Source organism: Saccharopolyspora elongata (assembly GCF_004348985.1).
Classification (GTDB): Bacteria; Actinomycetota; Actinomycetes; order Mycobacteriales; family Pseudonocardiaceae; genus Saccharopolyspora; species Saccharopolyspora elongata.
On the sequence record NZ_SMKW01000055.1, the window covers coordinates 14,198 to 38,755 of the forward strand.

Sequence of the window (24,558 nt, forward strand, 5' to 3'; positions counted from 1 at the left end):
ACAAGGACTCCAGGCGTGAACCACTCGACGACATCCCGTCCCGCCCTGCTACCGGACGGGCACGCGGCCGGGCTGCGGTCGGTGATCGCCGCCGATCCGGCCGCATCGCTCGTCGCCGGAGTACAAGGTGCGGGCGGATACGGGAAGACGGCGCTGCTGGAGCAGCTCGCCCGCACCTATCACGACGCCGGGATCCCGGTGTTCGGCGCGAACGCGCTCGACCGGGCCGGCGACGGCGCGGTGCTGGTCGACGATGCCCACCGGCTCGACGAGGCGGTGCTCGGCGAGCTCCTCGAGGTCGCCCGGCGGCCCGGCGCGCGGCTGGTCGTCGCCTACCGGCCGGGGCCGCGGCCCGCGGCGCTGGCGGAGCTGATCGGCGAGCTCGGCGCGCCGGTGCTGCTCGCCGCGCTCGGGCGCGACGAGATCGCGGCGCAGGCCGGGGCGGTTGCGCCGGAGTGGGTCGGCTGGCTGCAGGCGCAGACCGGCGGCGTGCCGCGCTACGTGAGCCGGGTGCTCGCGGCGGCCGAGCCGGGTGCGGCGGAGCTGCCGGCGCGCGCGCTCGACCAGTTCCAGCACGACCTGGACCAGCTCGGCGAGGCCGGCCGGGAATGCGTGATGGCGATGGCGATCGGTGCGACCCCGCACCCCGATCTGCTCGCCGCGCTGCTTGACCTCGACCCGGCGGAGGTCGGCTCCGCGCTGCTCTCGGTGCGAGCCGCCGGCCTGGTCGGCGCCGACGACGTGCTGCTGCCGATCGTCCGGGCGGCGGCGCTGCGGCTGGCGCCGTGGGAACGACGGCTCCGGGTGACCCGACGCCTCGTCGAAACCCAACTGGCCCGCGGCGGTTCGGTGTTGCCGCTGGTCAGTCCGCTGCTCGGGGCCGACATCGCGTTGCTGCCGGAAGCGACCCTGGCCGCGGCGTTCGAGAAGGCTGGCGACGAGGCCCTGCGCGATGCCCCGCACCTGGCGCGGCCGCTGTTCGCCGCGGCGGTGTCGGCGGGGGCTCCGGTGGTGTCGGTGGCCGCGCGGCAGGCGCGCGCCGCCGCCGTGGCCGGCGATCTCGACGAGGCGTTGCGCCTGGCGGATCAGGTGATCGTCGACGACGCGGTGCCGGACAAGGAACTCGGCGTGCAGGTCGCGGCGAGCATTCTGGCGCACCGAGGGCTGCTGGAGCGTTCGGCCGAGCTGTGCCGGTGGTCGGTGGGGAAGCTGCGTTGGCCCGGCGACCGCGCGTTCGCCGCGCTGGGTCTGATCGGCTCCGGCCGACTGGGCGAGGCCGACGAGCTGCTCAGCTCCTCCGACGACGCCGGACCGCCGACATCGATCACCGGCGCCGCCGCGCAACTCGCCGCCGGAGTGCGGGAATCGGTCGTCGGCTCGGCCGCGACGGCACTGTCCACATTGGTTCGATCGGCCTCGCTTTCGGAGCCGGTGGGCCGCGGCATCCTGGTGCCGGACAGCCCGGCTGCGATCGCCGCCCTGGTCGCGCTGCACTGCGGTGAGCTGGACGTCGCGCAGTCCACGCTGGACAGGGCGATCGGTGCGAGCGCGGGCGGCCCGCTGCTGCACCACCGGCACCGGCTGCTGGCGGCGTGGCTGCCCCTCGTGCGCGGTGACACGGTGACGGCGCGCGTGAAGCTCCAGGCCGCGGCCGGTCCGGCGGCGCGCGACCGGCTGCTGGCCACCGCGATCGAGGCGGGCATCGCGAGCCGGGACAACGACATGGGAGCCCTCGCCGCCGCCCGGGGACAGGCGAGGCAGGCCGTCGCCGAGCACTCGGTGGACCTGTTCGCCCTGCTGCCGCTGGGCGAACTCGTGGTCGCGGCGGCGCGACTGCGCGACCAGGACTGGATCGCGCCGTACCTGGCGGAGGCGCGCAGCCTGCTGGAGCGGCTCGGCAATCCTCCACTGTGGACGTCAATGCTCACCTGGAAGCGCCTGCAGGCCGCGATCGTGCTGGAAGATCTGGACGACGCGCGGCATCTCGCGGCGGACCTGGACGGCATGGCGCACCACAACCCGCTGGCTGCTGCGATGGCCGAAGCCGCCCGCGTGTGGCTGCGGATCCTCACCGGCCAGGTGGACCAGGACGAGGTGGAACAGGCTTCGCGAGGGCTGCACTCAGCCGGGCTGGCCTGGGACGGGGCGCGGCTGGCGGGGCAGGCGGCGATCCACACGAAGGACCGGCGCGCGATGCTCGCGCTGCTGGAATGCGCGCGGGCCCTGCAGGGCAAGCCGCCGCGGCCGCGGGCGGTGCGCGGCGGCGACACCGATGTGCTCAGCGAGCGGGAGAAGGAAGTCGCCGAGCTGGTGCTGGCCGGACTGACCTACAAGCAGGTCGGCAAGCGCCTGTTCATCTCGGCGAAGACGGTGGAGCACCACATAAGCCGCATAAAGCAACGCCTGGGCTGCGCCAACCGAGAAGACCTCCTCAACCGCCTCCGCGAACTCCTCGGCCAGTGACGAGCGGGTCCCGGCCCGGCGACGATTTCGCGCGAAATCGGCGTTCTGCCCGCCTGCGGGGTGACGGTTTCGCGCGAAAACGGCGTCCCCACGCCTGCGGGATGACGGTTTCGCGCGAAAACGGCGCCTTCACCCGATTGGCTTGACAGGCGGCTCCGCTAACCGCATTCATCGGCGTCCACGGGTGGTCACGGGCCTTGCGGTCAGGCCTTCTGGAGTTCCAGGCCGGCCCGGAGGGTGCCGACGATCTCGAACAGCGCCTCCTGGAAGCGGTCGCCGATCGGGCGGAGGTTGGCGAAGCCGTGGATCAGGTCCGGGAACCGCCGCGCGATCACCGGCACCCCGGCCTCCGCCAGCCGCCGCGCGTACTCCTCGCCCTCGTCGCGCAGCGGGTCGAAGCCCGCCGTGACGACGTGCGCGGTCGGCAGCCCGCTGAGGTCCTCGGCGAGCAGCACCGACAGCCGCGGGTCGCCGCGGACGTCCGCCTCCGGCGCGTAGTGGTTCATGAACCAGTCCATGTCGCCGTCGGTGAGCAGGAATCCGTTGGCGAACAGCTCGCGCGACCGGCGCCGGGTGGTGGCGTCGACGGCGGGGTAGATCAGCAGCTGGAACACCGGCTTCGCCGGCCCGGACCGGGTGGCGTGCAGCGCGACCGAGGCGGCCAGGTTGCCGCCCGCGCTGTCCCCGCCGACCGCGATCGCGTCGGGGCTGGTGCCCAGCTCGGCGGCGTTCTCGACGGCGAACCGGTAGGCGTTGAGGGCGTCGTCCAGGGCGGCCGGGTACGGGAACTCCGGCGCGAGCCGGTAGTCCACCGACAGCACCCGGATGCCGGCGTGCTTGGCGAGGAACCGGCACAGGTCGTCGTGGCTGTCCAGGTCGCCGATGACCCAGCCGCCGCCGTGGAAGAAGACCAGCAGCGGACCCGGCTCGGAGAGCTCGCGCGGCCGGTACAGCCGCGCGGCCAGGTCACCCGATGCGGTCGGGATCCGGCGGTCCGCCACCACCACGCCGGGCACCTGGCCGGCGGTGATCTTGGTCGACCGCCGCATCCCGGCGCGGGCGATCTCGGGGGTGGCCGCCGACAGCTGCTCGTGGCCGGCCAGCCGCATCAACTTGAGCAGCAGTTGAGCATCGAGCGCGAGTTCCTGGTCGTCCAGTCGAATCGCGCGCCCCGCGAGGAGCCGCCGTGCGGGCTTGGGGAGCGCGAAAACGCCGCGGACCACCGCGGCCTCCAGCGTCGGCTGCACCAGTTCGAGGACCTTCGACATCGGCGTTGACCTCCCCGGAAGGCGACAAGTGGTGCTGAGGTTACCCGCAGGTAGATGTGGCCCGGGACACGGCCGGGCGGCTTTGACCTCCAGCGCGCTCGAAGTTCTAGCGTGGCGGACAGCCCCGCAGGAGGGGGGACAGACGCGGGCAGCGGGTGAAAGGATCGAACGCATGACGGTGACCGTGGTGGGAATCGGCGGATCGGTGCGACCGGACTCGCAATCCGAGCGGGTGCTGCACGCGGCGCTCGCCGGGGCTCGCGAGGCCGGTGCCAAGGTCCACGCGATCACCGGCAGCAGCCTGGCGATGCCGTTCTACGACCCGCACCTGACCGAGCGCACCGACAACGCGCTGGAGCTGGTCGACGCCCTGCGCTCGGCGGACGGCGTCATCCTCGCCTCGCCCGGATACCACGGCACGATCTCCGGGCTGATCAAGAACGCTCTGGACTACGCCGAGGACCTGCGCGGCGACGAGCGCCCCTACCTGGACGGCCGGGCGGTAGGCTGCATCGGCATCGCCTACGGCTGGCAGGCGACGGTGACGACGCTGCAGGCGCTCCGCTCCGTGGTGCACGCCCTGCGCGGCTGGCCGACGCCGCTGGGCGGCGCAGTGAACTCGGCCGAAACGCAGTTCGAGGCCGGCGGCGAGTGCACCGACGAGAAGGTGGCGAACGTACTGCGCACCATCGGCCACCAGGTCGTCGACTTCGCCAACCGCACCTGACCCCCGCTCCCGGCCACCCGCACTACGCTCCGCCAGAAGTGGAGGTCCGCAATTTCAATGGAAATCGGACCTTCGATTTCCATTGAAATTGCGGCCGCGCGCGGCGTGGGGGGCCGCGATCCCGCTGGGCACGGGGCTTCGACGTGCGAGGGCACCGCGGAGGCAGGACCCTCGAGGGGTCTGCTCGCGTTCGAGGAGGTAGCCCAGCTCATGGCCCAGAAGACCGTCAAGAAGGCCCCGATCTCCAGCCCGCTGGCCGACCAGGACCGGGAGATCACCGGCAAGGTGCTGCAAGGCACCCTGCTGGACCTCATCGACCTGCACCTGGTGGCGAAGCAGGCGCACTGGAACGTCGTCGGCAGGCTGTTCCACGACGTGCACCTCCACCTGGATGAACTGGTCACCACCGCGCGCGGCTTCGCCGACGACGTCGCCGAGCGCGCCGCCGCCATCGGCGTCTCGCCCGACGGGCGTGCCGCGACCGTCGCCGACGGCTCCGGCGTGCCGAAGTTCGACTCGGACTGGCGCAGCGACCGCGAGGTGGTCGCGGCGATCGTGGCCGCGCTGGCGGAGCTGATCCGCCGGCTGCGGGCCCGCATCGACGAGACCGACAAGACCGACCTCGTCACCCAGGACCTGCTGATCGGCATCGCCGCGGAGCTGGAGAAGTCGCACTGGATGTGGCAGGCCCAGCTCGCCGAATAGCCACATCTCCGCAGGTCAGAGCCCGTGCGTACGTTGTGTCGCTATTGCAGCGCAAAGTACGCACGGGTTTTTGCGGCCGGAGCGTTCAACGGCCCGCGTCGCGGACCAGGAGCGCGAGCTGGACCCGGTTCGACAGGTTCAGCTTCGCCAGGGCGCGGCTGACGTGCACCTTCACCGTCCCCTCGCTCATCGCCAGCTCGGCCCCGACCTCGGCGTTGGACAGGCCCCTGGCCACCGCGCGCACCACGGCGCCCTCCCGCTCGGTCAGCGCCGCCAGCCGCTGCCGCGCCTCCGCGGCCGCCGGCGACTCCAGCTCCGCGAAGGTGTCGAGCAGCCGCTTGGTGATGCTCGGGGTGAGCATGGCGCTGCCTTCGGCGATGATCCGGACGGCGTTGGCCAGGTCGCGCGGCGACGTGTCCTTGAGCAGGAATCCCGCCGCGCCGTTGCGCAGCGCGGTGTGCACGTAGTCGTCCAGGTCGAACGTCGTCAGCATGATCACCCGGGGTGGGGCAGGGGAGCGCCGCAGCTCCCGCAGCGCGGTCAGCCCGTCCACGCCCGGCATGCGGACGTCCATCAGGACAACGTCCGGCCGGTGCTTCGCGACGGCGGTGATCGCTTCGCCGCCGTCGCCCGCCTCGCCGACCACCTCGATGTCCGCCGCCGGTTCCAGGATCATCCGCAGCCCGGCCCGGACCAGCGCCTCGTCGTCGACCACCAGGACCCGGATCACGCGCGCTCCTCCAGCGGGAACCGGGCGGACACCGCGAACCCGCCGTCGGCGCGCGGTTCGGCCGCGAAGGAGCCGTCGAGCAGCTCGACGCGTTCCCGCAGGCCGACGAGCCCCATGCCGCTGCCGGGCAGCGGCTCGACCGGTGCCCGCGGCGCTTCGTTGATCACGTCGACCTCCAGAACCGAGTCCACGTAACGCAATTCGACATCGGTGCGAGCCGTTCCGGCGTGCTTGTGGACGTTGGTGAGCGCCTCCTGCACGACGCGGTACGCCGCCTGCTCCACCAGGGTGGGCAGCGGCTGCGGCGTCCCTTCGTCGTGCCGGTGCACCGGGATTCCGGCCTCCCGGGACCGGTCGAGCAGGCCGTCGAGGTCCACCAGCGTCGGCTGCGGCCCGAGGTGGGTGTCCGAGGTCGCGCTCTTGAGGACGCCGATGGAATCCCTGAGCTGCGCCAAGGCTTCCCGGCCGGTGGTGCGGATGAGCTCCGCGGTCGCGGCGGTGCCCGGGTCCGCGGCGTTGACCTCCAGCGCGCCCGCGTGCAGCACCATCAGCGACACCCGGTGGGCGACGACGTCGTGCATGTCCCGGGCGATCCGCGCCCGCTCCTGCATCCGCGCCTGCTCCGCGCGGGCGGCCTGCTCGCGCTCCAGCTGCGTGCTGCGCTCGCGGAGGCCGTCCAGCACGTCATGGCGGGAGCGGTTCCACAGGCCGAGCACGAACGGCAGGGCGACGAACAAGCCGACGCCGCCGAGCGCGGCCAACATGTCCACCAGCGCCAGACCCGCTCGCCCGAAGGCCAGGCCGATGGCGGTCGGCAGGAGCACCGCCGCGCTCGCTACCGCGAAGCAACCGATCAGCCGTCGCTGTTCGCGGATCGTGCGGGCGGCGAGGTACGAGCTGACGCACAGCGGCACCCAGGCCGATATCAGCAGCCAGGACACCAGTCCGGCCACGATCGTCGGCCAGGGCGTGCGCGGCAGCAGCAGAACGCAGGTCACCGATGCGGCCGCCAGCACGGCGGCCAGCAGGACGCCGAAGATCGGCGGCGCGCCGGAAACCGCCAGCTGGTACGGGATCGGTCCGCCGCTGACCGGCACGAACGTCCCCGCCGCGGCCACCGCCGCCAGCAGCACCACCTGCATGCGCTTCGCCACACCACGACCGTAGCCGGGCCGGCCCGCTCCGGCGTCCCACCGAAGTTCAGGCTCGGCGTAACCAAAGTTAGCGCCGGCCGTGGCCTTTCCGGTGACGTGCCGGAGCGGCCCGGGCGCGCACGATTCCGTGCCATGACATCGAAATCGGCCGTCCGGGCAACGGGCCTGGCGAAGCACTACGGCGCGGGAGGTTCCCGGGTGACCGCGCTCGCGGGCGTCGACGTGGCGTTCCGGCACGGCGAGCTCACCGCGATCATGGGGCCGTCCGGCTCCGGAAAATCGACCCTGCTGCACTGCGTCGCGGGCCTGGACGAGCCCGACGAGGGCCAGGTGTGGATCGGCGACACCGAACTCACCGGCCTGCGCGACGACGCGCTGACCAGGCTCCGCCGGGACCGCGTGGGATTCGTGTTCCAGGCCTACAACCTGCTGCCCGCGCTCACCGCGCTGGAGAACATCACGCTGCCGTTCGACCTCGCCGGTCGCAAGCCCGACCCGGACGTGCTGCGGAAGGTCGTCGAGGCAGTCGACCTGCAGGACCGGCTGCACCACCGGCCCAGCCAGCTTTCCGGCGGCCAGCAGCAGCGGGTGGCCTGTGCGCGGGCCCTGGTCACGAGGCCCGAGGTGGTCTTCGCCGACGAGCCGACCGGCGCCCTGGATTCCGCGACCGCCGCGGAGCTGCTCGGCTTCCTGCGCCGCAGCGTCGACGAGCTCGGGCAGGCCGTCGTGCTGGTGACCCACGAGCCGAGCGTCGCGGCGCACGCCGACCGCGTGCTGTTCCTCAAGGACGGCCGGCTCGTGGACGAGATCTCCGCGCCGACGTCCGGCAGCGTGCTGGAGCGCATGAAGTCGATGGAGAGGACCGCATCCCGATGCTGAGGACCATGCTGCGCGACCTGCTCGCGCACCGGGCGCGGTTGGCGATGACGCTGTTCGCCATCGCGCTCGGTGTGGCCGCGACGGTCGGGAGCTGGGTGGTCACCGATTCCATCGCGGCCACCCTCGCCGCCCGCGAAATACGCCACGACGTCGGCGTTTCCGTGCAAAGCCCCGGCAAGGAGCCGGTGCTCGCGCCCGCGGACCGGGACCGACTGGCCGCGGTGCCCGGGGTGGCGCGGGCCGAGGGCGTGATCGTCGGCCGGGCGGGGATCGTCGGCCGCGACGGCAAGCTCGTCCAGACCGGCACGGTCCTGGGCCGGGCGGCCACGAACTGGAGCGGCGACGAGCGCTTCGACCTGGTGGCGGGCCGCCCGCCGGCCGGGCCGGGGCAGGTCGCGCTGAACGCGTCGGATGCGCGGACCGCCGGGCTCGCCGTGGGCGATACCGCGCGAATCCTGCTGTCCGAGGGGAAGGTCGACGAGGCCACGGTGACCGCGCTGTTCGGCTACCGCCAGCTCGGACCCGAGTCCATAGTGGACTCCAGCGATCCTTCGGATGCGGTGCCGGTCGTGGCCTACGAGTCGGCGACCGCGGCGAGCCTGCTCGGCGACCGCTTCCACCGGATCGAGCTGACCGGCGCGGATCCCGGCGCGATCGCGGACGCCGTGCGCGCGCTGGTCCCCGACGACCACCACGTGACGACCGGCCGCGCCCTGGCCGATGCGCTCGCCGAGCAGTCGGCCTCCGACGTGCAGGACCTCCGGATGACGATGCTGCCGTTCGCGGCGGTCGTGCTGCTGGTCGGCATGTTCGTCATCGCCAACACCTTCGCGGTGCTGGTGACCCAGCGGACCCGCCAGTTCGCGCTGCTGCGCGCCGTCGGCGCGCGGAAGCGGCAGGTCAGGGTGGGAATCGCCGCCGAAGCCGTGGCGCTCGGCGTGGCGGGCGGCACGATCGGCACGCTGGCCGGGGTGGCGATCGCCCCGTTGCTGCTCTCCGCGCTGCGCCCGGACGACGAGGTCGCGTTCACCGTCACCCCGTTCGCCGTCCTGCTCGGCTACGCCGTCGCAGTGCTGGTGACGGTGCTGGCCGCCAACGGCTCCGCGCGGCGTGCGGCCGCCGTGCCGCCTGTCGCGGCGCTGCGCCTGGACGCGGTCGTGCCGCGAGGGGTCAAGCGCAGCAGGAACTTCCTCGGTCTCGGCTGTCTCCTCATCGCCGCCGGGCTGATCACCGCCACGGCGGATCCCAGCTCGTCGAACGCCGCGCGGATCGTCGCGCTGGTGGGCGCGGTCGTCGGCGTGATCGGGGTGATCGTGCTCGCGCCGCAGCTCGCCGAGCTGGTGCTGCGCCCGCTCGCGCGGATCTTCGCGAGATCGGGGCCGGCCGTGCGGCTCGGGCTGCGCAACGCGGCGGGCGATCCGCGGCGCACCGCGGGCACGGCGACGGCGATCACCATCGGATTGGCCCTGGTGTGCTCGTTCGCGACGATCAGCTCGACGTTCGCCGCGCTGATCGCCTCGACGACCCGCGCGAACCTGCCGGACCGGACGACGGTCCTGCAGTCCGCCGCCGGCGGCGAATCCGCGCTCACCCCGGCCGAGCTGCGCAAAGCCATCGGCCTGCCGGGCGTCACCGAGGTGGCGGGGAGCCGCGACGTGCTCGTCGAGCTCGCGTACCCGGGCGGCGAGACGGTGCGGCGGATCTCCGCGATCGAACCCGCCGCCCTGGGCACCGTGCTCACGCCGAAGCTGACCGCGGGCACCGCGGATCTTTCGCGCGGAGTGGTCGTTTCGCAGAACCAGGCCGACATGCTGGGCCTGCGGATGAACGACGAGGTCACCCTGGAACTGGACGCCAAGACCTCGGTCACGCAGCGCGTGGTGGGCGTCTACGACGCGACGGAACTGGGCGCCAGCCTCTTCCTGGACGTCGGCCTGGCACCCGAATCCCTGCGCAAGCAGGTCACGACGGTGTACGCCTCCGGGCCCGATCCCGCCGCCGCGCGGCAGAGCATCGAGGACGCCTTCCGCGACCGGCCGGACGTGACCATCGGCGACCGCGAGTCGATGGTCCAGGACGGTGTCGACCGGCAGGCGTTCGCTTTCGCCCTGATGTACGCCATGTTCGGCGTCGCGATCGTCATCGCGCTGTTCGGCGTCGTGAACACGCTGATGCTCTCGGTCGCGGAACGCACCCGCGAGATCGGCGTGTTCCGCGCGGTGGGCGCGACGCGGCTGCTGGTGCGCCGGACGATTCGGGTGGAGAGCACGGTGGTGTCGATCTTCGGCGCGCTGCTCGGGGTTCTGGTGGGCGTCCCGGTGGGGGCGGTGATGCAGCACGCGATGTTCGGCCAGCGCCTGGGGGACTTCACGATGCCGACCGAAGTCATCGCGGCGTCCCTGGTGACCATCGCGATCTGCGCGGTGCTGGCGGCGATGTGGCCCGCCCGCCGAGCGGCCAGGACCGACGTCCTGAAGGCGATAGCCACGGAGTGACCGCAAGGTTCTGCTGGGCCTCGTGAGTGTTTTGGAGCGCTAGGACACTCCAAAACACTCACGACCCGTGACGAGGCTGGGCACGTAACGGCCCGTGTGCGTCTTGTGCTGCTACAGCGACACAAACACGCACGGACCCAAGCCTCCCGAGCAGGGCCGGTGCGGTGATCTCCCCAACCCCGACCGGCCCACCGCGGTGACCAGGCGCGACCGCGCGCCCGGTCACCGGTTCTTCCGCGACGGCTTAGACCCGGCGGGCTCGTTCGTACGGCTTCGGCCAGATGTTGTTCGCGTGCAGCGCGTCGGCCGCGCGCAGCGGCCAGTGCGGGTCGCGCAGGAGCTCGCGGCCGAGCAGGACCGCGTCCGCCGACCCCGACGAGACGATCTCCTCCGCCTGCTCCGGTGAGGTGATCAGGCCGACCGCCGCCGTCGGGACGTTCGCCTCCGCGCGGATCTGCCGGGCGAATCGCACCTGGTAGCCCGCTCCGATCGGGATGTCCGCCTTCGGCACCGCGCCGCCGGTCGACGTGTCGACGAGGTCCACTCCGCGTTCCGCCAGCAGCCCGGCCAGGCGGACCGAGTCCTCGCCGGTCCAGCCGCCCTCGACCCAGTCGGTCGCCGAAAGGCGGGCGAGCAGCGGCCGGTCCGCGGGCCAGGCCGCGCGCACCGCTTCGGTGATCTCCAGCAGCACCCGCACCCGGTTCTCGAAGTCGCCGCCGTAGCGGTCGGTCCGGTCGTTGACCAGCGGCGAGTAGAACTGGTGCGCCAGGTAGCCGTGCGCGAAGTGCAGCTCGATCACGTCGAAGCCCGCCGCTTCGGCCCGGCGCGCGGCCGCGGCGAACTGCTCGGGCAGCTCGGCGATCTCGGCCTCGGTCAGCGCGCGCGGCGCGGGCAGGTTGCCGAAGGCGTTGCCGGTCGAGCTGACCGTCTCCCAGCCGCCCTCCGACGCCGGCACCCAGTTGCTGCCCTCCCACGGCGGGGTCGTGGACGCCTTGCGCCCGGCGTGCGCGAGCTGCACCCCGGTCGCCGCGCCCTGCGCGTGCAGGAAGTCGTTGATCCGCCGCCACGCCGCGACCTGGTCGTCGTTCCACAGCCCGGTGTCCCGCGGGCTGATCCGGCCTTCCGGGACCACCGCGGTCGCCTCGGTGATGATCAACCCGGCCCCGCCGGTGGCGAACTGGCCGAGGTGCACCAGGTGCCAGTCGTCGGGCAGGCCGTCGACGGCCGAGTACTGGCACATCGGCGCGACCCACACGCGGTTGCGGACGACGACGTCGCGAAGCTTGATCGGTTCGAAGAGATGGCTCACGGCCAGCTCTGACGCCCTGGCGGAACGAGGTATTCCGCGGCTCCGGCCATCTCACAATCCGGGCGCTCAGAGCGCGCGCAACAGATCCTCGAAAGCGGCCTCGACGCGGTCGGTGTCGCCGGTGGCGAGCAGGTCGAGCAGCAGGCCGCGCAGCGCCGCGAGCGCCAGCGTCGCCTCGGTGCCGGAGCCGCCGAGCGCCTGCCGGAGCCGCGGTAGCCACTCACGGACGCTCGCCTCTCCGAAGCCGTCCCACGCGCCGCCGCGGGCATGCAGCGAGCGGGCGTAGCTCTCGAAGAAGAACCGGATGATGTTGTGGTGCGCCGGATCGCTGAGCCACCGCCACAGGGCGCGCAGCACCTCGGCCCGGTCCGCGCAGTCGCCGATGGTGTCGGCGAGGAGCCGGAGCTGGACGTCGCGGGCGTGCCGGTGGACTTCCCGCACCAGTTCTTCCTTGGAGCCGAAGAAGTACAGCAGCATCCGCGGACTGGAGCCGACCGCCGCCGCCAGCGGCCGCAGCGACACCTCGGAGAGCCCGTGCGTCGCGGAGTAGTCCAGGAGCTTCGCGAGCAGTTCGCCGCGGCGGCCGTCGTCCTGCTGGGTCATCTTCGCCCTCTGTTCCGTTCCTGGTCAGGCTGCTAGCCTACGACTGAAACGATTGTTTCACGCGGCTGGAGCTCCGCATGCCCGACATCACCATCCGGATCGGCCCGCGCCCCGGCGATCTGGGCGCCGTGCTCGCCATGCACGGCGAGCTCTACGCGCGCGAGCACGGCTTCGACGAACGCTTCGAGGCGCACGTCGCGCACTGGCTCGCCGCCTTCGCCGCCGCCCTGGGCGAAGCCCGGGACGAGCCGGGCGCCGAACCCGGCCGGCTGTGGGTCGCCGAGCGCGGCGGCGAGGTCGTCGGCACGGTCGCGCTGACCGACGAAGGCGACGGCGTCGCGCAGCTCCGCTGGTTCTTGGTCGCACCGGCCGCGCGAGGCGCCGGGGTCGGCCGGAAGTTGCTGCACGCCCTGCTCGATCACGCGCGCGACCAGGGCTTCGAGCGCGTGAAGCTGTGGACGGTCGGCTCGCTGGAATCGGCCGCCCGGCTGTACCTGGATGCGGGATTCCGCTGCACCGAACGAAATCCCGTCCGGCAGTGGGGCCACCGGCTGGAGGAGCTGAGGTACGACCTCGAATTGGGGTGACGGCCATGCGGACCAGAACCTGGCTGCGCGCGGTGGCCGAGCACGTGCGGACGATGAACGACCTGTACGACCGCTACCTGCTGGCCTGGCCGCCGCAACCGGAGTCGCTGCACTGGATCCGCCGCGGCGACGCCTGGATCCTGCGCGGCGAAGTGCTCCCCGGGCAACGCCCCGACTGACGCAGGAACGGCCCGCGCGGTGCGGATGCGGTGAGGCGGTCTCGTTCGGGTCAGGGTGACGATTTCGCGCGAAATCGCCGCCCCGCACGCCTGGGGAACGACGATTTCGCGCGAAATCGCCGTCACTGCTGCAGGGCCACGACTCGCGCCGGCGAGTGGGACAAACGGCCTCTGCAGCGACCCAAAGCTGGTCAGCCCAGGTCGGGTTCCGGGCGGAGCTCGACCGAGCCGCCGGGCCGGTGCAGCTCCAGCACGACTAGCTCGTTCTCCCCTTTCCTCCACAGTGGACTCGGGGCGTAGAGCGTGCGCTGCGGGCCGATCGACCAGTAGCGGCCGAGCAGGAAACCGTTCAGCCACACCATGCCCTTCTCCCAGCCGGGCAGCGCCAGGAAGCCGTCGGCGGGCTCGCCGATCCGCAGCGTCGCGCGGTGGAAGGCGGGCCCCGCCGGGGCGGCGCCGGGCCGGAACCGCAGGCCGGACAGGTCGTCCAGCGGCAGCGGCCGGATCTCCCAGCCGAACAGGGCCTGCGAGCCGTGCAGGACGCGGTCGGTGATGCCCTTGGGATCGTTGAGGCGCTGGCCGAAGTTGATCCGGCCACCGGTGTCGACGAGCAGGTCCAGCAGCACCGACTCGCGCGGCACCGGCACCTCCACCGAACCCTGCGGGTCGTTGCGGTCGAGCGTGCCGAGCGGCTCGCCGTCGGCGAAGACCAGCGCCCGGTCGGCCAGCCCGCGCACCCGGAGCCCGGCGGTCTCGCGCGGGCCCTGCACGCGCGTCCGGTAGTGGATCAGCCCGTACGGCTGGCCCAGCGCCTCCATGTGCACCGGGGCCGACCGGTGGACCGGTTCGCCGAGCGCGTCGAGCGACTCCAGCAGCCCTGCGGTCGCGTCCGGCTTTACGCGCTGCGCCGGAAGTCGCGGCGGCAGCGGCGGCAGGGGGCCGTCCGGGACCGGTTCGTGCCGCGCGATGACCTCGCGGATCCGGTGGAACTTCGCGGTGAGCTCGCCGGCCTCGCCGATCGGCGCGTCGTAGTCGTAGCTGGTGATCGTCGGCTGGTAGGTGGCCTTCGCATCGTCGTAGTTCGCGCCCGCCCACCAGCCGAAGTTCGTGCCGCCCACCGCCATGTACAGCGACACGGATGCCCCGGCTGCCAGCATCTTCTCGACGTCCGCGGCCGTCTCGACCGGATCGGTGGTGTTGTGCGGCTCGCCCCAGTGGTCGAACCAGCCGTCCCAGAACTCCGTGCACCACAACGGCCCTTCCGGCTGGTACCGGCGCAGCGCGGCGAAGGGTTCCGCCGGATCGCCGCTGAAGTTCACCGTCGCCAGCTCGTCCGGCAGGTTCCCGCCGCGCAGCATCCACTCCGACGGCCCGTTCGAGCAGAACAGCAGGCTGTCGATCCCGTTGCCGCGCATGGTGTTCCGCAGGTGGTCCAGGTGCGCCTGGTCGTTGCCGTAGCTGCCGTACTCGTTCTCCACCTGGAACGCGATCACCGGGCCGCCGCGCGTCGCCTGCAGCGGCGCCAGCCGGGGCAGCAGCTCGCCGAACCACTCGTCGACCAGGTCGCGGTAGGCCGGCTCGTCGCAGCGCAGCGGCAGATCGGGGTCGGCCAGCAGCCAGGCGGGCAGCCCGCCGAAGTCCCACTCCGCGCAGATGTAGGGACCGGGCCGGACGACGACCTTCAGCCCGGCCTCGGCGGCGGTCTCGACGAACCGGACGATGTCGCGCCAGCCGGTGAAGTCGATCGCGCCGCGCCGCGGCTCGTGGAAGTTCCAGGCCACGTACGTGTCGACGCTGTTGAGCCCGAGCGCGCGCATCCGGTCCAGCCGGTTGCGCCAGTGGTCGGGATGGGTGCGGAAGTAGTGCATCTCGCCGGCCAAGATCCGGAACGGCTCGCCGTCGAGCAGGAACTCGTCGCCGCGCACGGTCAGCCCGGACCGCTGCTGGGCCTGCGCGACGACCTGGTTGGTGCCCACCATGCCGAGGGCGAGGCCGCCGAGCGCGAGCGAGCCGAGGAATCCCCGCCGGTTGACGCTTCCCATCACGGCCTCCTTTTCGATGTTGCGCGAAACGACCTAGATTCTTGCGACTTCGAGCACCGGTAGGCCAGGGGTGCAACCGGATCGGACCAGCGACCACGGGCCGGAAGCCTCTGGCGATCTGTCCCCGCGAGTGCTCATGCTGCGGACATGACGTCGGGCGACGCCGTCCGTTCCGCCACCGTGTGCCACTACAAGCGGGCCGGGGTGGCACCGCCGATCGAGATGATCGAGCGGTTCCGGGTGCTGACCGGGAAGCGGGCCGCCGGGCGGGTGCTGGACATCGGCGCGTTCCTCCTCGAAGACCTGCTGGCCTACCGCCACATCTGCTACCTCGCGATGCTCGGCGCCAAACCGGACCTGCGCAGCGAACGCCCGGACCTGGCCCCCGAGTTCGTCGACGGCGATCCGGCGGACCTGCCGTTCCCGGACGACGCCTTCGACGTGGTGGTCTGCCGGTTCGCCTTGTGCAGCACGGAGAAACCGCAGTCGGCGCTGAGCGAGATCGGCCGGGTGCTGCGGCCGGTCGGCCAACTGCTGTTCCTCGAACACACCCGGGCGCCCGGCGTCGTGGGGCAGGCGCAGGACCGGGCGCAGGAGATGCTGCGCGGCTGCCGGCGCTGCCGCCTCAACGTCGAGGTGATGCCACAGCTCTACCGGGCGGGCTTGGTGGTGCGCCGCGCCGACTGGTACTGGCCGTCCGCGCACGTGCGCGCGCCGCTGGTGCAGGGCATCGCCACCCGCCCGGACCCGCAGTACGAGCGCGAACTCGCGTGGCTGCGCAATCCGATTCGCAAACCAGGAGATCCGCCGTGGTCAGGAAGATAGCGGACTGCCGCAAGTACCCGAGCGAGAGCAACTGCTCGCTCACCATCAGCGGCGAGGAGGAAGAGGTGCTGCGCGCCGCCACCGAACACGCGGTGACGGTGCACCGGCACGAGGACACCCCGGAGCTGCGCGAGCAGATCCGGGAACTGCTGGAGGACGAGACCCCGGCCGGCGAGCCGGACGGCATGAACTTCGTGCAGCTCATCGAGTTCAAGACCGGCAAGCGGGACCAGCTCGACGAGCTGCTGGACGAATGGCAGGAAGCCACCGGCGGCAAGCGCACGGCGAAGCGCGCGGTGCTCACCCAGGACCACGAGCACCCGGGCAGCTACTACGAACTCGTCGAATTCCCGTCCTACGAAGAGGCGATGCGCAACTCCCGGCTACCGGAAACGGATGCGCTGTCCCGCAAGATGAGGGACCTCTGCGACGAAGCGCCCACCTTCCACAACCTCGACGTGGTCCGGGCCGAACGACTCTGACCCGAGCACCACGTCACCGGCCACCCCACCCCGCGGAACCCGAGTCCCGTTCCGGTGCGGTTTCAATTGAAACTGCACCTCAGGTCTCCGTCTGGAACCGGATCCCCAGCCCCAATGCAAACCGGGGATCGGCGTGTCGAGACCACGACACGCCGATACCTGTGGAGAACTCCCGGTGGCTGTGGACAACTTCCGCAATTTCAATGGAAATCGGACCTCTGATTTCCATTGAAATTGCGGACCTCCGAGACCCGGGGAGCAGTGGGGTGGGATGGCCGGGGGAGGGGTCAGCCCTGGCCGACGGCGCGGCGGGCGAAGTGGATCTCCGCCGCCACCTGGCGCAGCGTCTCCGACACCACCAGCGAACCGTGCCCGGCGTCGTAGCGGTAGAACTCGAACGGGATCTCCCGCCGACCCAGCCGGTCCAGGTAGTTCAGGATCTGCTGGATCGGGCAGCGCGGATCGTTGTCCCCGGCCAGCACCAGCACCGGCGCCCGCACCTCGTCCACGTAGGTGATCGGCGAAGCCTTCTCGTAGATCTCCGGGACGTCCTCCGGCGAGCCGCCGAACAGCGCCCGGTCGTAGGCCCGCAGCGGCTCCATCTCGTCGGCGTACGCCGACACGTAGTCGGCCACCGGCACCCCGGCGACGCCGCCCGCCCACCGCTCCGGCTGCGTGCCCAGCGCCAGCAGCGTCAGGTAGCCGCCCCACGACGCGCCAGCGACGACGCTCAGCGCCGGCGTGGTCAGGCCCGCGTCGATCGCCCAGTCGTGCACCCGCGCGACGTCGGCCAGCTCGGTCAGGCCCGGGCGGCCCTCGATGGCGTCCCGCCATGCCGAGCCGTACCCGGTCGAGCCCCGGTAGTTGATCTCCACGACGGCGAACCCGGCGTCCAGCCAGGCCGCCCGGTAGGCGGAGAACCGGTCCTCGTCGGCCGCGTGCGGGCCGCCGTGCAGGTTGAACACCGTCGGCAGCGGCCCGTCGCCGGCGTCGGCCGGGCGCGCCACCAGCGCGTGCACCGTCTCGTTCGGCCCGTACGGGACCTCCACGAAGACGTCGGTGACGGCCTCCGAGCCCGGCGGGCGCTCACCGGGCGGCGTCAGCAGCACCCGGTCGTCGCCGTCCCGCGAGACCGTGCGCACCAGCGACGGCGTCGCCGCCGACGACCACACGTACTCCACCGAGTGGTCCGGGCGCACCGACGCGCCGGCAACCGTGCCCGGCTGGGTCGGCAGCTCGGTGAGGGTGTCCGCGGCCAGGTCGTAGCGGTGCATCGTGGTCCGCGCGTGGTGGGTGTGCGCGATCAGCAGCGCCTTGCCGTCCGGGTACCAGTCGGCGGAGACCTCGCCGGGCAGGTCGAGCTTGATCTCGCTCTCGGTGTCCTCGGCGACGTCCCAGACCAGCAGCTCTTCCTTGCCGCGCCGCTCGTGCAGCACCAGCAGCCGCGGGTCGCCGGTGACCGGGGCGAACGCCAGCGCGTCCAGGCCCTTGCCCGGGCCGTCCCACTTCTCGGCGACCTCGGAACCGTCGACGCGCAGCACCCGCAGCGCGGGGTGGCGGCTGTCACCGTGCTCGGAGTGCGAGATCACCACCATCGACTCGTCCCAGGACATCGCGGACAGCCCGCCGTCCTGCTCGTGCTCGTAGAGCACCTCCGGCCGCCCGCCGTCGCGCGCCACCCACACCGTCACGCCGTCGTCGGTGGACATCCCGATGCCGATCACCGACGAACCGAGCTCCAGTCCCGCCGGGTACCCGGGGTGCGTGCCAGGCAGGGCGGGCCGGGTCTCGCCGGTGGCGAAGGGCTCGACCACCCAGCTGCCGAACTCGTCGCCGTCGGTGTCGTCGAACCACCAGATCTGCTCGCCGTCGGCGGACAACGTCCCGTGGAAAGTCCCCTGTGGACGGTCAGTGACCTGGCGGTGCTTGTCCGCGTCGCGGTCCCAGGTGTAGATCTCCCAGGTGCCGCTGAAGTTCGACACGTACAGGCTGCGTTGCGGGGCGTCCCGCGCCCAGTCGGGTAGCGACACGCGGGGCGCGCTGAACCGGGCCCGCCAGCGGGCCTCCCGCTCCGGGTCGTCGAACAGCTTCTCTGGGATCTTCGCCTCGGGGTAGGTGCTCACGCCCCGATACTGCCCGATGGAGCGGCCGACTGCGGAGCAGGCAGGCGCTCAGCGCCGGACCTCGAAGAAGAAGCAGCCGAACTCCACCGCCCGCACGTGCACCAGCGCGACCTCCGGGTCCATCAGGAGGTCCTCGGCGGTGCGCTCGGAGAGCCTGGTGTTCCTGTCGAGCAGGCAGCCGCCCAGGATGTGGCCGTCCTTGGAGTAGGCGCGCAGCACGCGTCGGCTGCCGCGCAGTTCCTCGGGCCACTCCGGAGAAGCCGGGCCGTCACAGGACTCGGCGTGGATGAAGACGGGCCCGACCTCGTCGTAGGCGCCCGGATCGGCCCCGGTCTCCTGAGCCCAGCGCCGAAGCGGGGCATAGGAGACGAGCGCGATCCGCTCGCCGGGCTGGGCGCGCCGCAGGCAGCAGCGCAGCGGAGCGCCGTCCTTCGCGTCTTCGATGCGTACGGAAACTTCGCGCCCGGCGTCATCGAGCTTGCGGAGTTCGTCGAGCACGTCAGGTTCGATGGGCAACACGCGGAAGGTCATACCTCGATCGTCGTCGCCCCCAGCGGCGGAATCTGGCGGGAAACGGCCGCCTCACTCAGGAAGCCGCCCGGTGAGCACCTCGGCGCGGCTGCGCCACGCGGTCCGGAGCAGCGTCCGCCGGAGTTCCTCGCCGCCTCCGGTGTGCTCGCAGACCCAGTCGAGCTCCTCGTCGAGCGTGGTGTCGAAGATGCCGGGGTCGTCGGAGGAGATCACCACGGGCAACCCGGCGGCGAGGAACCGGTGCACCGGGTGGTGCGCCGGGTCCGAGATCCCGGCGACCCGCCGGTTCGACGTCGGGCACACTTCGAGCACCGCCGCGGTCGAGCGGACGCGGCTCATCGCGTAGTCCTGGCGGCGCCGGACCTCCGCGAGCCGCGCGCCGTCGTACTCGACGTTGACGGTGGCGGTGCCGGGCAACGCGACGAGCCGATCCTGTTCGTCTTGCAGCGCGACCGGATCGACCGGGACTCCGGCGGCGCGCAGCCCGTCGCGATGGCGCAGGTCGTAGGCGATCTGGTCGCGGCGTTCCGCGACGGATTCGGTGCGGGTGTGGAGGCCGAACATGGCGGGCTCCACGCCGAGCGCGATGCCGTGGCCCAACCGGTGCACGCCGAGCCCGGCCGCCTCGTGCACCCAGCGCACCGCGCTTTCCAGGCTCTTGTCGCCGAAGCTCTCCCCGACGTGGTACAGGATCGCCAGCGCGCGATGCGGGTGCGCGGCGTTGAAGTCGCGGACCGCGGCGAAGAAGGCCGCCTGGTCCTTCGGCGGATGGCCCTCCTCGACGCCGCCGAAGTCGACGCCGACCAACGAATGCCCGAGCGGCCCCAGCGCGAGTTCCCGAACCCGATCCCACTCGCTCCAGGGATCCGCACGAGGCAGCGAGATCGCGAAGCGCTCGCCGGCGCTACCGCCGTCGCACACGATCGCCAGCATGTCGGCGCTGACGCGCAACTCCGCGTACGCCAGGCCTTGGCGCCGGTGGTCGGCGCGAATCGCGGTGGCGAACTCGGCGATGTGGTGGCTCGGGTCGTCCTGGTGCGCGGCCACCCACAGCAGATTCGCCTTGGCCTGGAAGCGCGCGAAATTGCCCGCGTCCTGCTCGCCGAACACGAAGATCTCGGCGAACTCCGCGGCCGCAGCGGCATCGCCGCGCCGGTAGCGCTCGACGACCTGCCGCGTCGGCGGAACGACGCCGTAGGCGGCGTGCATCTCGGACTCGTACCAGTCCCAAAGCAGCCGGTCGCTGCGCGCCAGGTGGTCGAGGAGTTCCCGCGGGCGGACGCAACCGTGGAAGTGCAGGTGCAGATCGGCGAGCACGAAGCGGAGACTGCCGGTGACCGGGCCGACCCCGCAACAGATTTCCGGCCCCGGCGAAGCCGGAGTCGTCACAGCGAGGTCGGCAGTGCGGACGGGTCGGTGGCCACGCCGCGCAGGCGGTTCAGGATGGCGTTCGCCGCCTTGGCGTAGCAGGCGATCTCGTCGTGCAGGACGGACTCGGCGTTGGCCATCTCCAGGAACGCGGCGAGCTCGAAGACCAGTTGCGGGACGTCGGCGTCGGCCGCCATCCCGCCCGACTGCTGCGCGTCCCGCCCAGCGGCGCTAGACACTCGGCTGGCCATGTCGCCAGGGTCACCAGTGGCCGCGCTGGATGCGCTCTTGCGGGCGCGGCCTGGAGGCGGCGAAGGGAGATGATCCCAAGACCTTCTCCCAACTTTCTCCCGCAAGGGGCTTTCGACGACGAAGAAAGGGCCTGGTCAGAACTTCTCTCGAAGCTCTGACCAGGCCCTTTCGCCTGTCGGGGTGGCGGGATTTGAACCCACGACCTCTTCGACCCGAACGAAGCGCGCTCCCAAGCTGCGCCACACCCCGATCTTCCAGCGGTGAACATCTCGGGTGCTCGTTCAACCGCTGGATCATAGTCTAGCGGACGCTTTCACCCGCTCCGAACGGGGTCCTCTTATCTGCGTTATTCCTGGTAGGAGCCGGTTTTTGGGTCCTGGGCAGCAGCGTCAGCAAGGTCGCCTCCGGCGGGCACGCGAAACGCACCGGCGCGTACGGCGAGGTGCCCAGTCCGGCCGACACGTGCAGGTGCATGTGCTCGCCCCAGGTGGACGCGCCGCGCGCCCGCGACCGGTCCAGCTCGCAGTTGGTCACCAGCGCCCCGTAGCCCGGCAGCCGCAGCTGCCCGCCGTGGGTGTGGCCGGCCATCACCAGGTCGTAGCCGTCCTCGGCGAACGAGTCCAGCACCCGCGGCTCGGGGGAGTGCGTCACGCCCAGCCGCAGGTGGGCGTCGGACGGCACCGGTCCGGCGATCAGGTCGTAGCGGTCCAGGTGCAGGTGCGGGTCGTCGAGCCCGGCCAGGTGGATCCGCATCCCGGCGACCTCGATCTCGTGCCGGCGGTGCGTCGCGTCCAGCCAGCCGCGCTCGGTCATCGCCGCCCGCAGGTCGCGCCACGGCAGCGGCTCCCCGTGGAGCCGCTTCGCCTTCCACGACGGCACCAGGTAGCGGGCCGGGTTCTTCTTGGTCGGCCCGTAGTAGTCGTTGCTGCCGAAGACGAACACGCCGGGCTTGTCCAGCAGCGGGCCCATCGCGCGCAGCGCCGCAGGCACCGCCTGCGGGTGCGCCAGGTTGTCGCCGGTGTTGACCACCAGATCCGGGTCCAGCTCGGCGAGCTCGGACACCCACCGCTGCTTGGACCGCTGGTTCGGGGTCATGTGCAGGTCGGAGATGTGCAGCACGCGAAGCGGTGCCGCGTCCTCGGCGAGCACCGGCAGCGTCGCCTGCCGGAGCGTCCAGTGGCGCCGTTCGATCGCGGCCGAGTAGGTGACCGCGGCGGCGCCGAGGGCGCCCGTGCTGAGCAGAATCCGCCCGAACTTGTTCACCCCACCAACCCTACGACGACACCGGCCCGGGTGGCGTTCGGCCTGACGCCGGGCGGCCGGGCCGTCAGCGGGATAATCACCACATGGCCGAGCTCAAGGACAAGCTGCGGGCGGACCTCTCCGCCGCGATGAAGCAACGCGACACCGTCGTCACCGGGGTCCTGCGGATGGCGCTGGCCGCCGTCGGCAAGGAGGAGGTCGCGGGCAAGCAGGCGCGCGAGCTCACCGACGAAGAGGTGCAGCGCGTGCTGAACAAGGAGGCAAAGAAGCGCGACGAGGCCGCCGAGGCGTTCCGCGGCGCCGGTCGTGCGGAGCAGGCCGACGCCGAGGTCGGCGAGGCCGAGATCCTGCGGCGCTACCTGCCGCAGCCGCTCGGCGACGACGAGCTGGCGCAGCTCGTGCGGGACGCGGTCGCGGAGGTCGAGGGGGAGCTCGGCGAGCGTCCGGGCATGAAGCAGATGGGCCAGGTCATGAAGGCGGCGAACGCCAAGGTGGCGGGCCGCGCCGAGGGCGGCAAGGTCGCGGCCCTGGTCAAGGCCCAGCTGGCCGGCTGACTCCCGAGGTCGTGTTTTCGCTGGTCACGGGGCCGTGAGTGTTTCGGGGTGGCATAGCGCCCCAAAGCACTCATGGCCCCGTGCCTGCTGAAACCGTCGTGATACCGCGGTGAAACCCGCGTCCGCATCCTCGGCGTGGTCATGGACTTCGGTCCGTTCCACGCGAAGAGGAGTCACGATGCAGCACGAACCGAACGAGGGCACCGCGCCACCACTGGGGCGCCGGTACGAGGTGGACGGGCGGCGGCTGTTCCTGCACCGCTCGGGCACCGGCGGCCCGGCGGTGGTGTTCCTGCCCGGTGCCGGCGCCGTCGGCCTGGACTACCTGAACGTCCACCAGCGGGTCGCCGAGCTCACCACCAGCGTGATCTACGACCGCGGCGGAACCGGCTGGAGCGACCCGCTCCCGCTCCCGCGCACCGCCGCCGAAACCGCCACCGAGCTGCGGGATCTGCTGCGCGCCGCCGAGATCCCCGGGCCTTACGTGCTCGCCGCGCATTCGCTCGGCGGGACCTACGCCCGCCGCTTCTCGCAGCTGTTCCCCGACGAGGTGGCGGGCCTGCTCTGGCTGGAGGGCCTGCACGAGGACTGGGACGTCCACATGCCGGAGTCGATGCGCCTGGCGAATTCGACCCAGCCGCTGCCCGACCTCGACGAGCAGCAGCTCCAGCAGTTCCGCGCCTACTTCTCGCAGATGTTCGCCACGTGGCCGGACGAGCTCCGCGAACTGCTCGTCGAACGTCACCTCTCCACCGAGTGGCTGCACTCCAACAACCACCAGCGGAGCAACGTGCCCGAGCTCGCCGCTGAGATCCGGGCCGGGGGAGGCGGGCCGGACGTGCCGCTGATCGCGCTCACCGGCGTGGGGATCGACCCCGGCCAGGCGCTGTTCATGTCCGACGAGGAGCTGCGCGAGCTGAACGAGAGCAAGCAGAAGCTCTTCCAGACGTTCGCCGACTCGGTCACGCGCGGCGAGCACCGCGTGCTCGAAGGCGCCGGTCACAGCACGCTCCACACCGACCGCCCGGACGCCGTGGTCGAAGCGGCCCGGGATCTGCTCAGCCGGTTGCGCTGAGCTGATCGCGTGCCCGCAGCGCGGCCAGCGCTGCGGCGCGCAGGTCGTCGCGGCTCAGGCCGGCATACGCGGACACCGCCTCGGCGTATGCCGGCTCGCCGGCGAGCTCGATCGCCCGGCGGACTCCGGCGGGCGACATGGTGGGCTGGTAGTCCCGCAGGAAGCGGAACCGCTCCGCCAGGGCGATCAGCCGAGCCCCGTACTCGGCCGCCCGCGCATCGCCGGTGACGTCCACCCAGGCCAAGGCCAGCAGGAGCGTGCCGCAGATCGGGAAGTCCTCCAGGTGCGGCGACGTCCTGGCGAGGGGCTCGGCGAGCATCGCGGTCAGGGTGCGCGGCAGCTCCCCGGCGATGTCCGCGACGAGGTCGAGCCGCCCGTGCTGGGCGTGGGCGATCACCGCGACGGCCCGGGTCTCCACGGTCCACGGCCGCAGGCCGCGCGGGTCGTCGCGGAAGACCTGGCTCTCCGCTGTCCGGAGCCGGTCGGCGGCCCGCCGCCACAGGCGCAGGCCGGCGTCGACGTCGCCGCGGGCCAGCGAGATCTCCGCCCGTCCGGCCAGGTCCGGCACCAGCTCGGCGACGGTGTCGTCCGCCCGGTTCTGCTCGGTCAGCGCCAGCCACTGCTCGGCCTCGTCGACGTCGCCGAGCTGCAGGTTGGCCAGCACCATCGCCCAGCGCAGCTGGGTCACGTCGGACCACGCCCCGATCTCCTCCAGCGCGCCCAGCGCGGCCCGCAGGTGGTGCCGCGCCTGCTCGCCCCGCTCGACCTGCATGGCAAGCGATCCGACCCGGCCGTGGGCGGGGCCGGCGCGGCGGCGGCGGAGGAGGCGAGGGTAGTACGAGGTCGGTTTCGCCGGCCGCATCGCGCCGGGCCGCGCTGAACTCGCGCACCGTCTCCAACATCCGGAAGCGCGTACCCGAAGCGGTGTCGGTGACCTTGAGCAG

23 protein-coding genes and 1 tRNA gene are annotated in these 24,558 nt (G+C 72.1%); 11 read left to right on the forward strand and 13 right to left on the reverse strand.

Going from position 1 to position 24,558, the window contains the following annotated elements:
• Positions 1-15: 15 nt before the first annotated feature.
• Positions 16-2,463 carry a LuxR C-terminal-related transcriptional regulator gene (locus E1288_RS31585; protein WP_235883931.1) on the forward strand — a complete coding sequence of 816 codons (2,448 nt, stop codon included), beginning with the start codon at positions 16-18 and terminating at the stop codon, positions 2,461-2,463.
• A 203-nt stretch (positions 2,464-2,666) separates the two neighbouring features.
• Here E1288_RS31585 and E1288_RS31590 read toward each other — a convergent pair whose 3' ends face one another.
• Positions 2,667-3,731, reverse strand: coding sequence for an alpha/beta hydrolase (locus E1288_RS31590; protein ID WP_132491768.1), 1,065 nt, complete (start codon positions 3,729-3,731; stop codon positions 2,667-2,669).
• Positions 3,732-3,903: 172 nt separating this feature from the next.
• Between E1288_RS31590 and E1288_RS31595 the strand changes: the two genes are divergently transcribed.
• Positions 3,904-4,458, forward strand: a complete 555-nt coding sequence (locus E1288_RS31595; protein ID WP_132491770.1) for an NADPH-dependent FMN reductase — start codon at positions 3,904-3,906, stop codon at positions 4,456-4,458.
• A gap of 210 nt (positions 4,459-4,668) precedes the next feature.
• Entirely contained in the window at positions 4,669-5,163 is a 495-nt protein-coding gene (locus E1288_RS31600; protein ID WP_132491772.1) for a Dps family protein, read from the forward strand.
• Positions 5,164-5,248: 85 nt separating this feature from the next.
• Here the strand turns inward: E1288_RS31600 and E1288_RS31605 are convergent, their stop codons facing one another.
• Together E1288_RS31605 and E1288_RS31610 are read right to left on the reverse strand one after the other, a co-directional pair.
• Entirely contained in the window at positions 5,249-5,893 is a 645-nt protein-coding gene (locus tag E1288_RS31605; RefSeq protein ID WP_132491774.1) for a response regulator, read from the reverse strand.
• Positions 5,890-7,047, reverse strand: a complete 1,158-nt coding sequence (locus E1288_RS31610) for a sensor histidine kinase (RefSeq protein ID WP_235883932.1) — start codon at positions 7,045-7,047, stop codon at positions 5,890-5,892. Before E1288_RS31610 ends, E1288_RS31605 begins: the two co-directional genes overlap by 4 nt.
• A 132-nt stretch (positions 7,048-7,179) precedes the next feature.
• On the opposite strand from E1288_RS31610, the gene E1288_RS31615 reads away from it, so the two are divergent.
• Together E1288_RS31615 and E1288_RS31620 are read left to right on the forward strand one after the other, a co-directional pair.
• Positions 7,180-7,926 (forward strand): ABC transporter ATP-binding protein, encoded by a 747-nt coding sequence (locus E1288_RS31615; protein ID WP_132491776.1) that lies wholly within the window; start codon positions 7,180-7,182, stop codon positions 7,924-7,926.
• Entirely contained in the window at positions 7,920-10,421 is a 2,502-nt protein-coding gene (locus tag E1288_RS31620; RefSeq protein ID WP_132491778.1) for an ABC transporter permease, read from the forward strand. Before E1288_RS31615 ends, E1288_RS31620 begins: the two co-directional genes overlap by 7 nt.
• A 244-nt stretch (positions 10,422-10,665) precedes the next feature.
• On the opposite strand, the gene E1288_RS31625 is transcribed toward E1288_RS31620, so the two are convergent.
• Positions 10,666-11,730: an NADH:flavin oxidoreductase/NADH oxidase gene (locus E1288_RS31625; protein ID WP_132491780.1), complete on the reverse strand. Its 1,065-nt coding sequence runs from the start codon at positions 11,728-11,730 to the stop codon at positions 10,666-10,668.
• 66 nt (positions 11,731-11,796) lie between these two features.
• Positions 11,797-12,333, reverse strand: a complete 537-nt coding sequence (locus E1288_RS31630) for a TetR/AcrR family transcriptional regulator (protein ID WP_132491782.1) — start codon at positions 12,331-12,333, stop codon at positions 11,797-11,799.
• A gap of 77 nt (positions 12,334-12,410) precedes the next feature.
• Here E1288_RS31630 and E1288_RS31635 point away from each other — a divergent pair, with 77 nt between their 5' ends.
• The gene (locus E1288_RS31635; RefSeq protein ID WP_132491784.1) at positions 12,411-12,920 is read left to right on the forward strand and encodes a GNAT family N-acetyltransferase; all 510 of its coding nucleotides are present in this window, start codon (positions 12,411-12,413) and stop codon (positions 12,918-12,920) included.
• 5 nt (positions 12,921-12,925) lie between these two features.
• Complete coding sequence (locus tag E1288_RS47300) at positions 12,926-13,099, forward strand: hypothetical protein (protein WP_165968360.1); 174 nt, start codon at positions 12,926-12,928, stop codon at positions 13,097-13,099.
• 191 nt (positions 13,100-13,290) lie between these two features.
• Here E1288_RS47300 and E1288_RS31640 read toward each other — a convergent pair whose 3' ends face one another.
• Positions 13,291-15,141, reverse strand: coding sequence for a glycoside hydrolase family 35 protein (locus tag E1288_RS31640; protein WP_235883933.1), 1,851 nt, complete (start codon positions 15,139-15,141; stop codon positions 13,291-13,293).
• 147 nt (positions 15,142-15,288) lie between these two features.
• Between E1288_RS31640 and E1288_RS31645 the strand changes: the two genes are divergently transcribed.
• Positions 15,289-15,966, forward strand: coding sequence for a class I SAM-dependent methyltransferase (locus E1288_RS31645; RefSeq protein WP_132491786.1), 678 nt, complete (start codon positions 15,289-15,291; stop codon positions 15,964-15,966).
• Positions 15,951-16,448, forward strand: coding sequence for a DUF1059 domain-containing protein (locus E1288_RS31650; protein WP_132491788.1), 498 nt, complete (start codon positions 15,951-15,953; stop codon positions 16,446-16,448). Before E1288_RS31645 ends, E1288_RS31650 begins: the two co-directional genes overlap by 16 nt.
• Before the next feature lie 287 nt (positions 16,449-16,735).
• Here E1288_RS31650 and E1288_RS31655 read toward each other — a convergent pair whose 3' ends face one another.
• From E1288_RS31655 to E1288_RS31680, 6 genes are all read right to left on the reverse strand, one after another.
• Positions 16,736-18,571 carry a S9 family peptidase gene (locus E1288_RS31655; protein ID WP_132491790.1) on the reverse strand — a complete coding sequence of 612 codons (1,836 nt, stop codon included), beginning with the start codon at positions 18,569-18,571 and terminating at the stop codon, positions 16,736-16,738.
• Positions 18,572-18,619: 48 nt separating this feature from the next.
• A complete protein-coding gene (locus tag E1288_RS31660; RefSeq protein ID WP_132491792.1) occupies positions 18,620-19,102 on the reverse strand; it encodes a DUF1203 domain-containing protein in 483 nt (160 codons plus the stop codon).
• A gap of 51 nt (positions 19,103-19,153) precedes the next feature.
• On the reverse strand, positions 19,154-20,419 hold the full coding sequence (locus E1288_RS31665) for an amidohydrolase family protein (RefSeq protein ID WP_132491794.1): 1,266 nt from the start codon (positions 20,417-20,419) through the stop codon (positions 19,154-19,156).
• 68 nt (positions 20,420-20,487) lie between these two features.
• Positions 20,488-20,721 (reverse strand): TetR family transcriptional regulator C-terminal domain-containing protein, encoded by a 234-nt coding sequence (locus E1288_RS47305; protein WP_165968361.1) that lies wholly within the window; start codon positions 20,719-20,721, stop codon positions 20,488-20,490.
• Between the two features lie 176 nt (positions 20,722-20,897).
• Positions 20,898-20,971, reverse strand: a tRNA-Pro gene (locus E1288_RS31675).
• 51 nt (positions 20,972-21,022) lie between these two features.
• The gene (locus tag E1288_RS31680; protein ID WP_132491798.1) at positions 21,023-21,985 is read right to left on the reverse strand and encodes a metallophosphoesterase; all 963 of its coding nucleotides are present in this window, start codon (positions 21,983-21,985) and stop codon (positions 21,023-21,025) included.
• Between the two features lie 83 nt (positions 21,986-22,068).
• Here E1288_RS31680 and E1288_RS31685 point away from each other — a divergent pair, with 83 nt between their 5' ends.
• A complete protein-coding gene (locus E1288_RS31685; protein ID WP_132491800.1) occupies positions 22,069-22,539 on the forward strand; it encodes a GatB/YqeY domain-containing protein in 471 nt (156 codons plus the stop codon).
• A 178-nt stretch (positions 22,540-22,717) separates the two neighbouring features.
• Positions 22,718-23,614 carry an alpha/beta fold hydrolase gene (locus E1288_RS31690; protein WP_132491802.1) on the forward strand — a complete coding sequence of 299 codons (897 nt, stop codon included), beginning with the start codon at positions 22,718-22,720 and terminating at the stop codon, positions 23,612-23,614.
• Here E1288_RS31690 and E1288_RS49130 read toward each other — a convergent pair.
• The gene (locus E1288_RS49130) at positions 23,598-24,386 is read right to left on the reverse strand and encodes a hypothetical protein (protein WP_235883938.1); all 789 of its coding nucleotides are present in this window, start codon (positions 24,384-24,386) and stop codon (positions 23,598-23,600) included. The genes E1288_RS31690 and E1288_RS49130 overlap by 17 nt on opposite strands.
• Between the last annotated feature and the right edge of the window lie 172 nt (positions 24,387-24,558).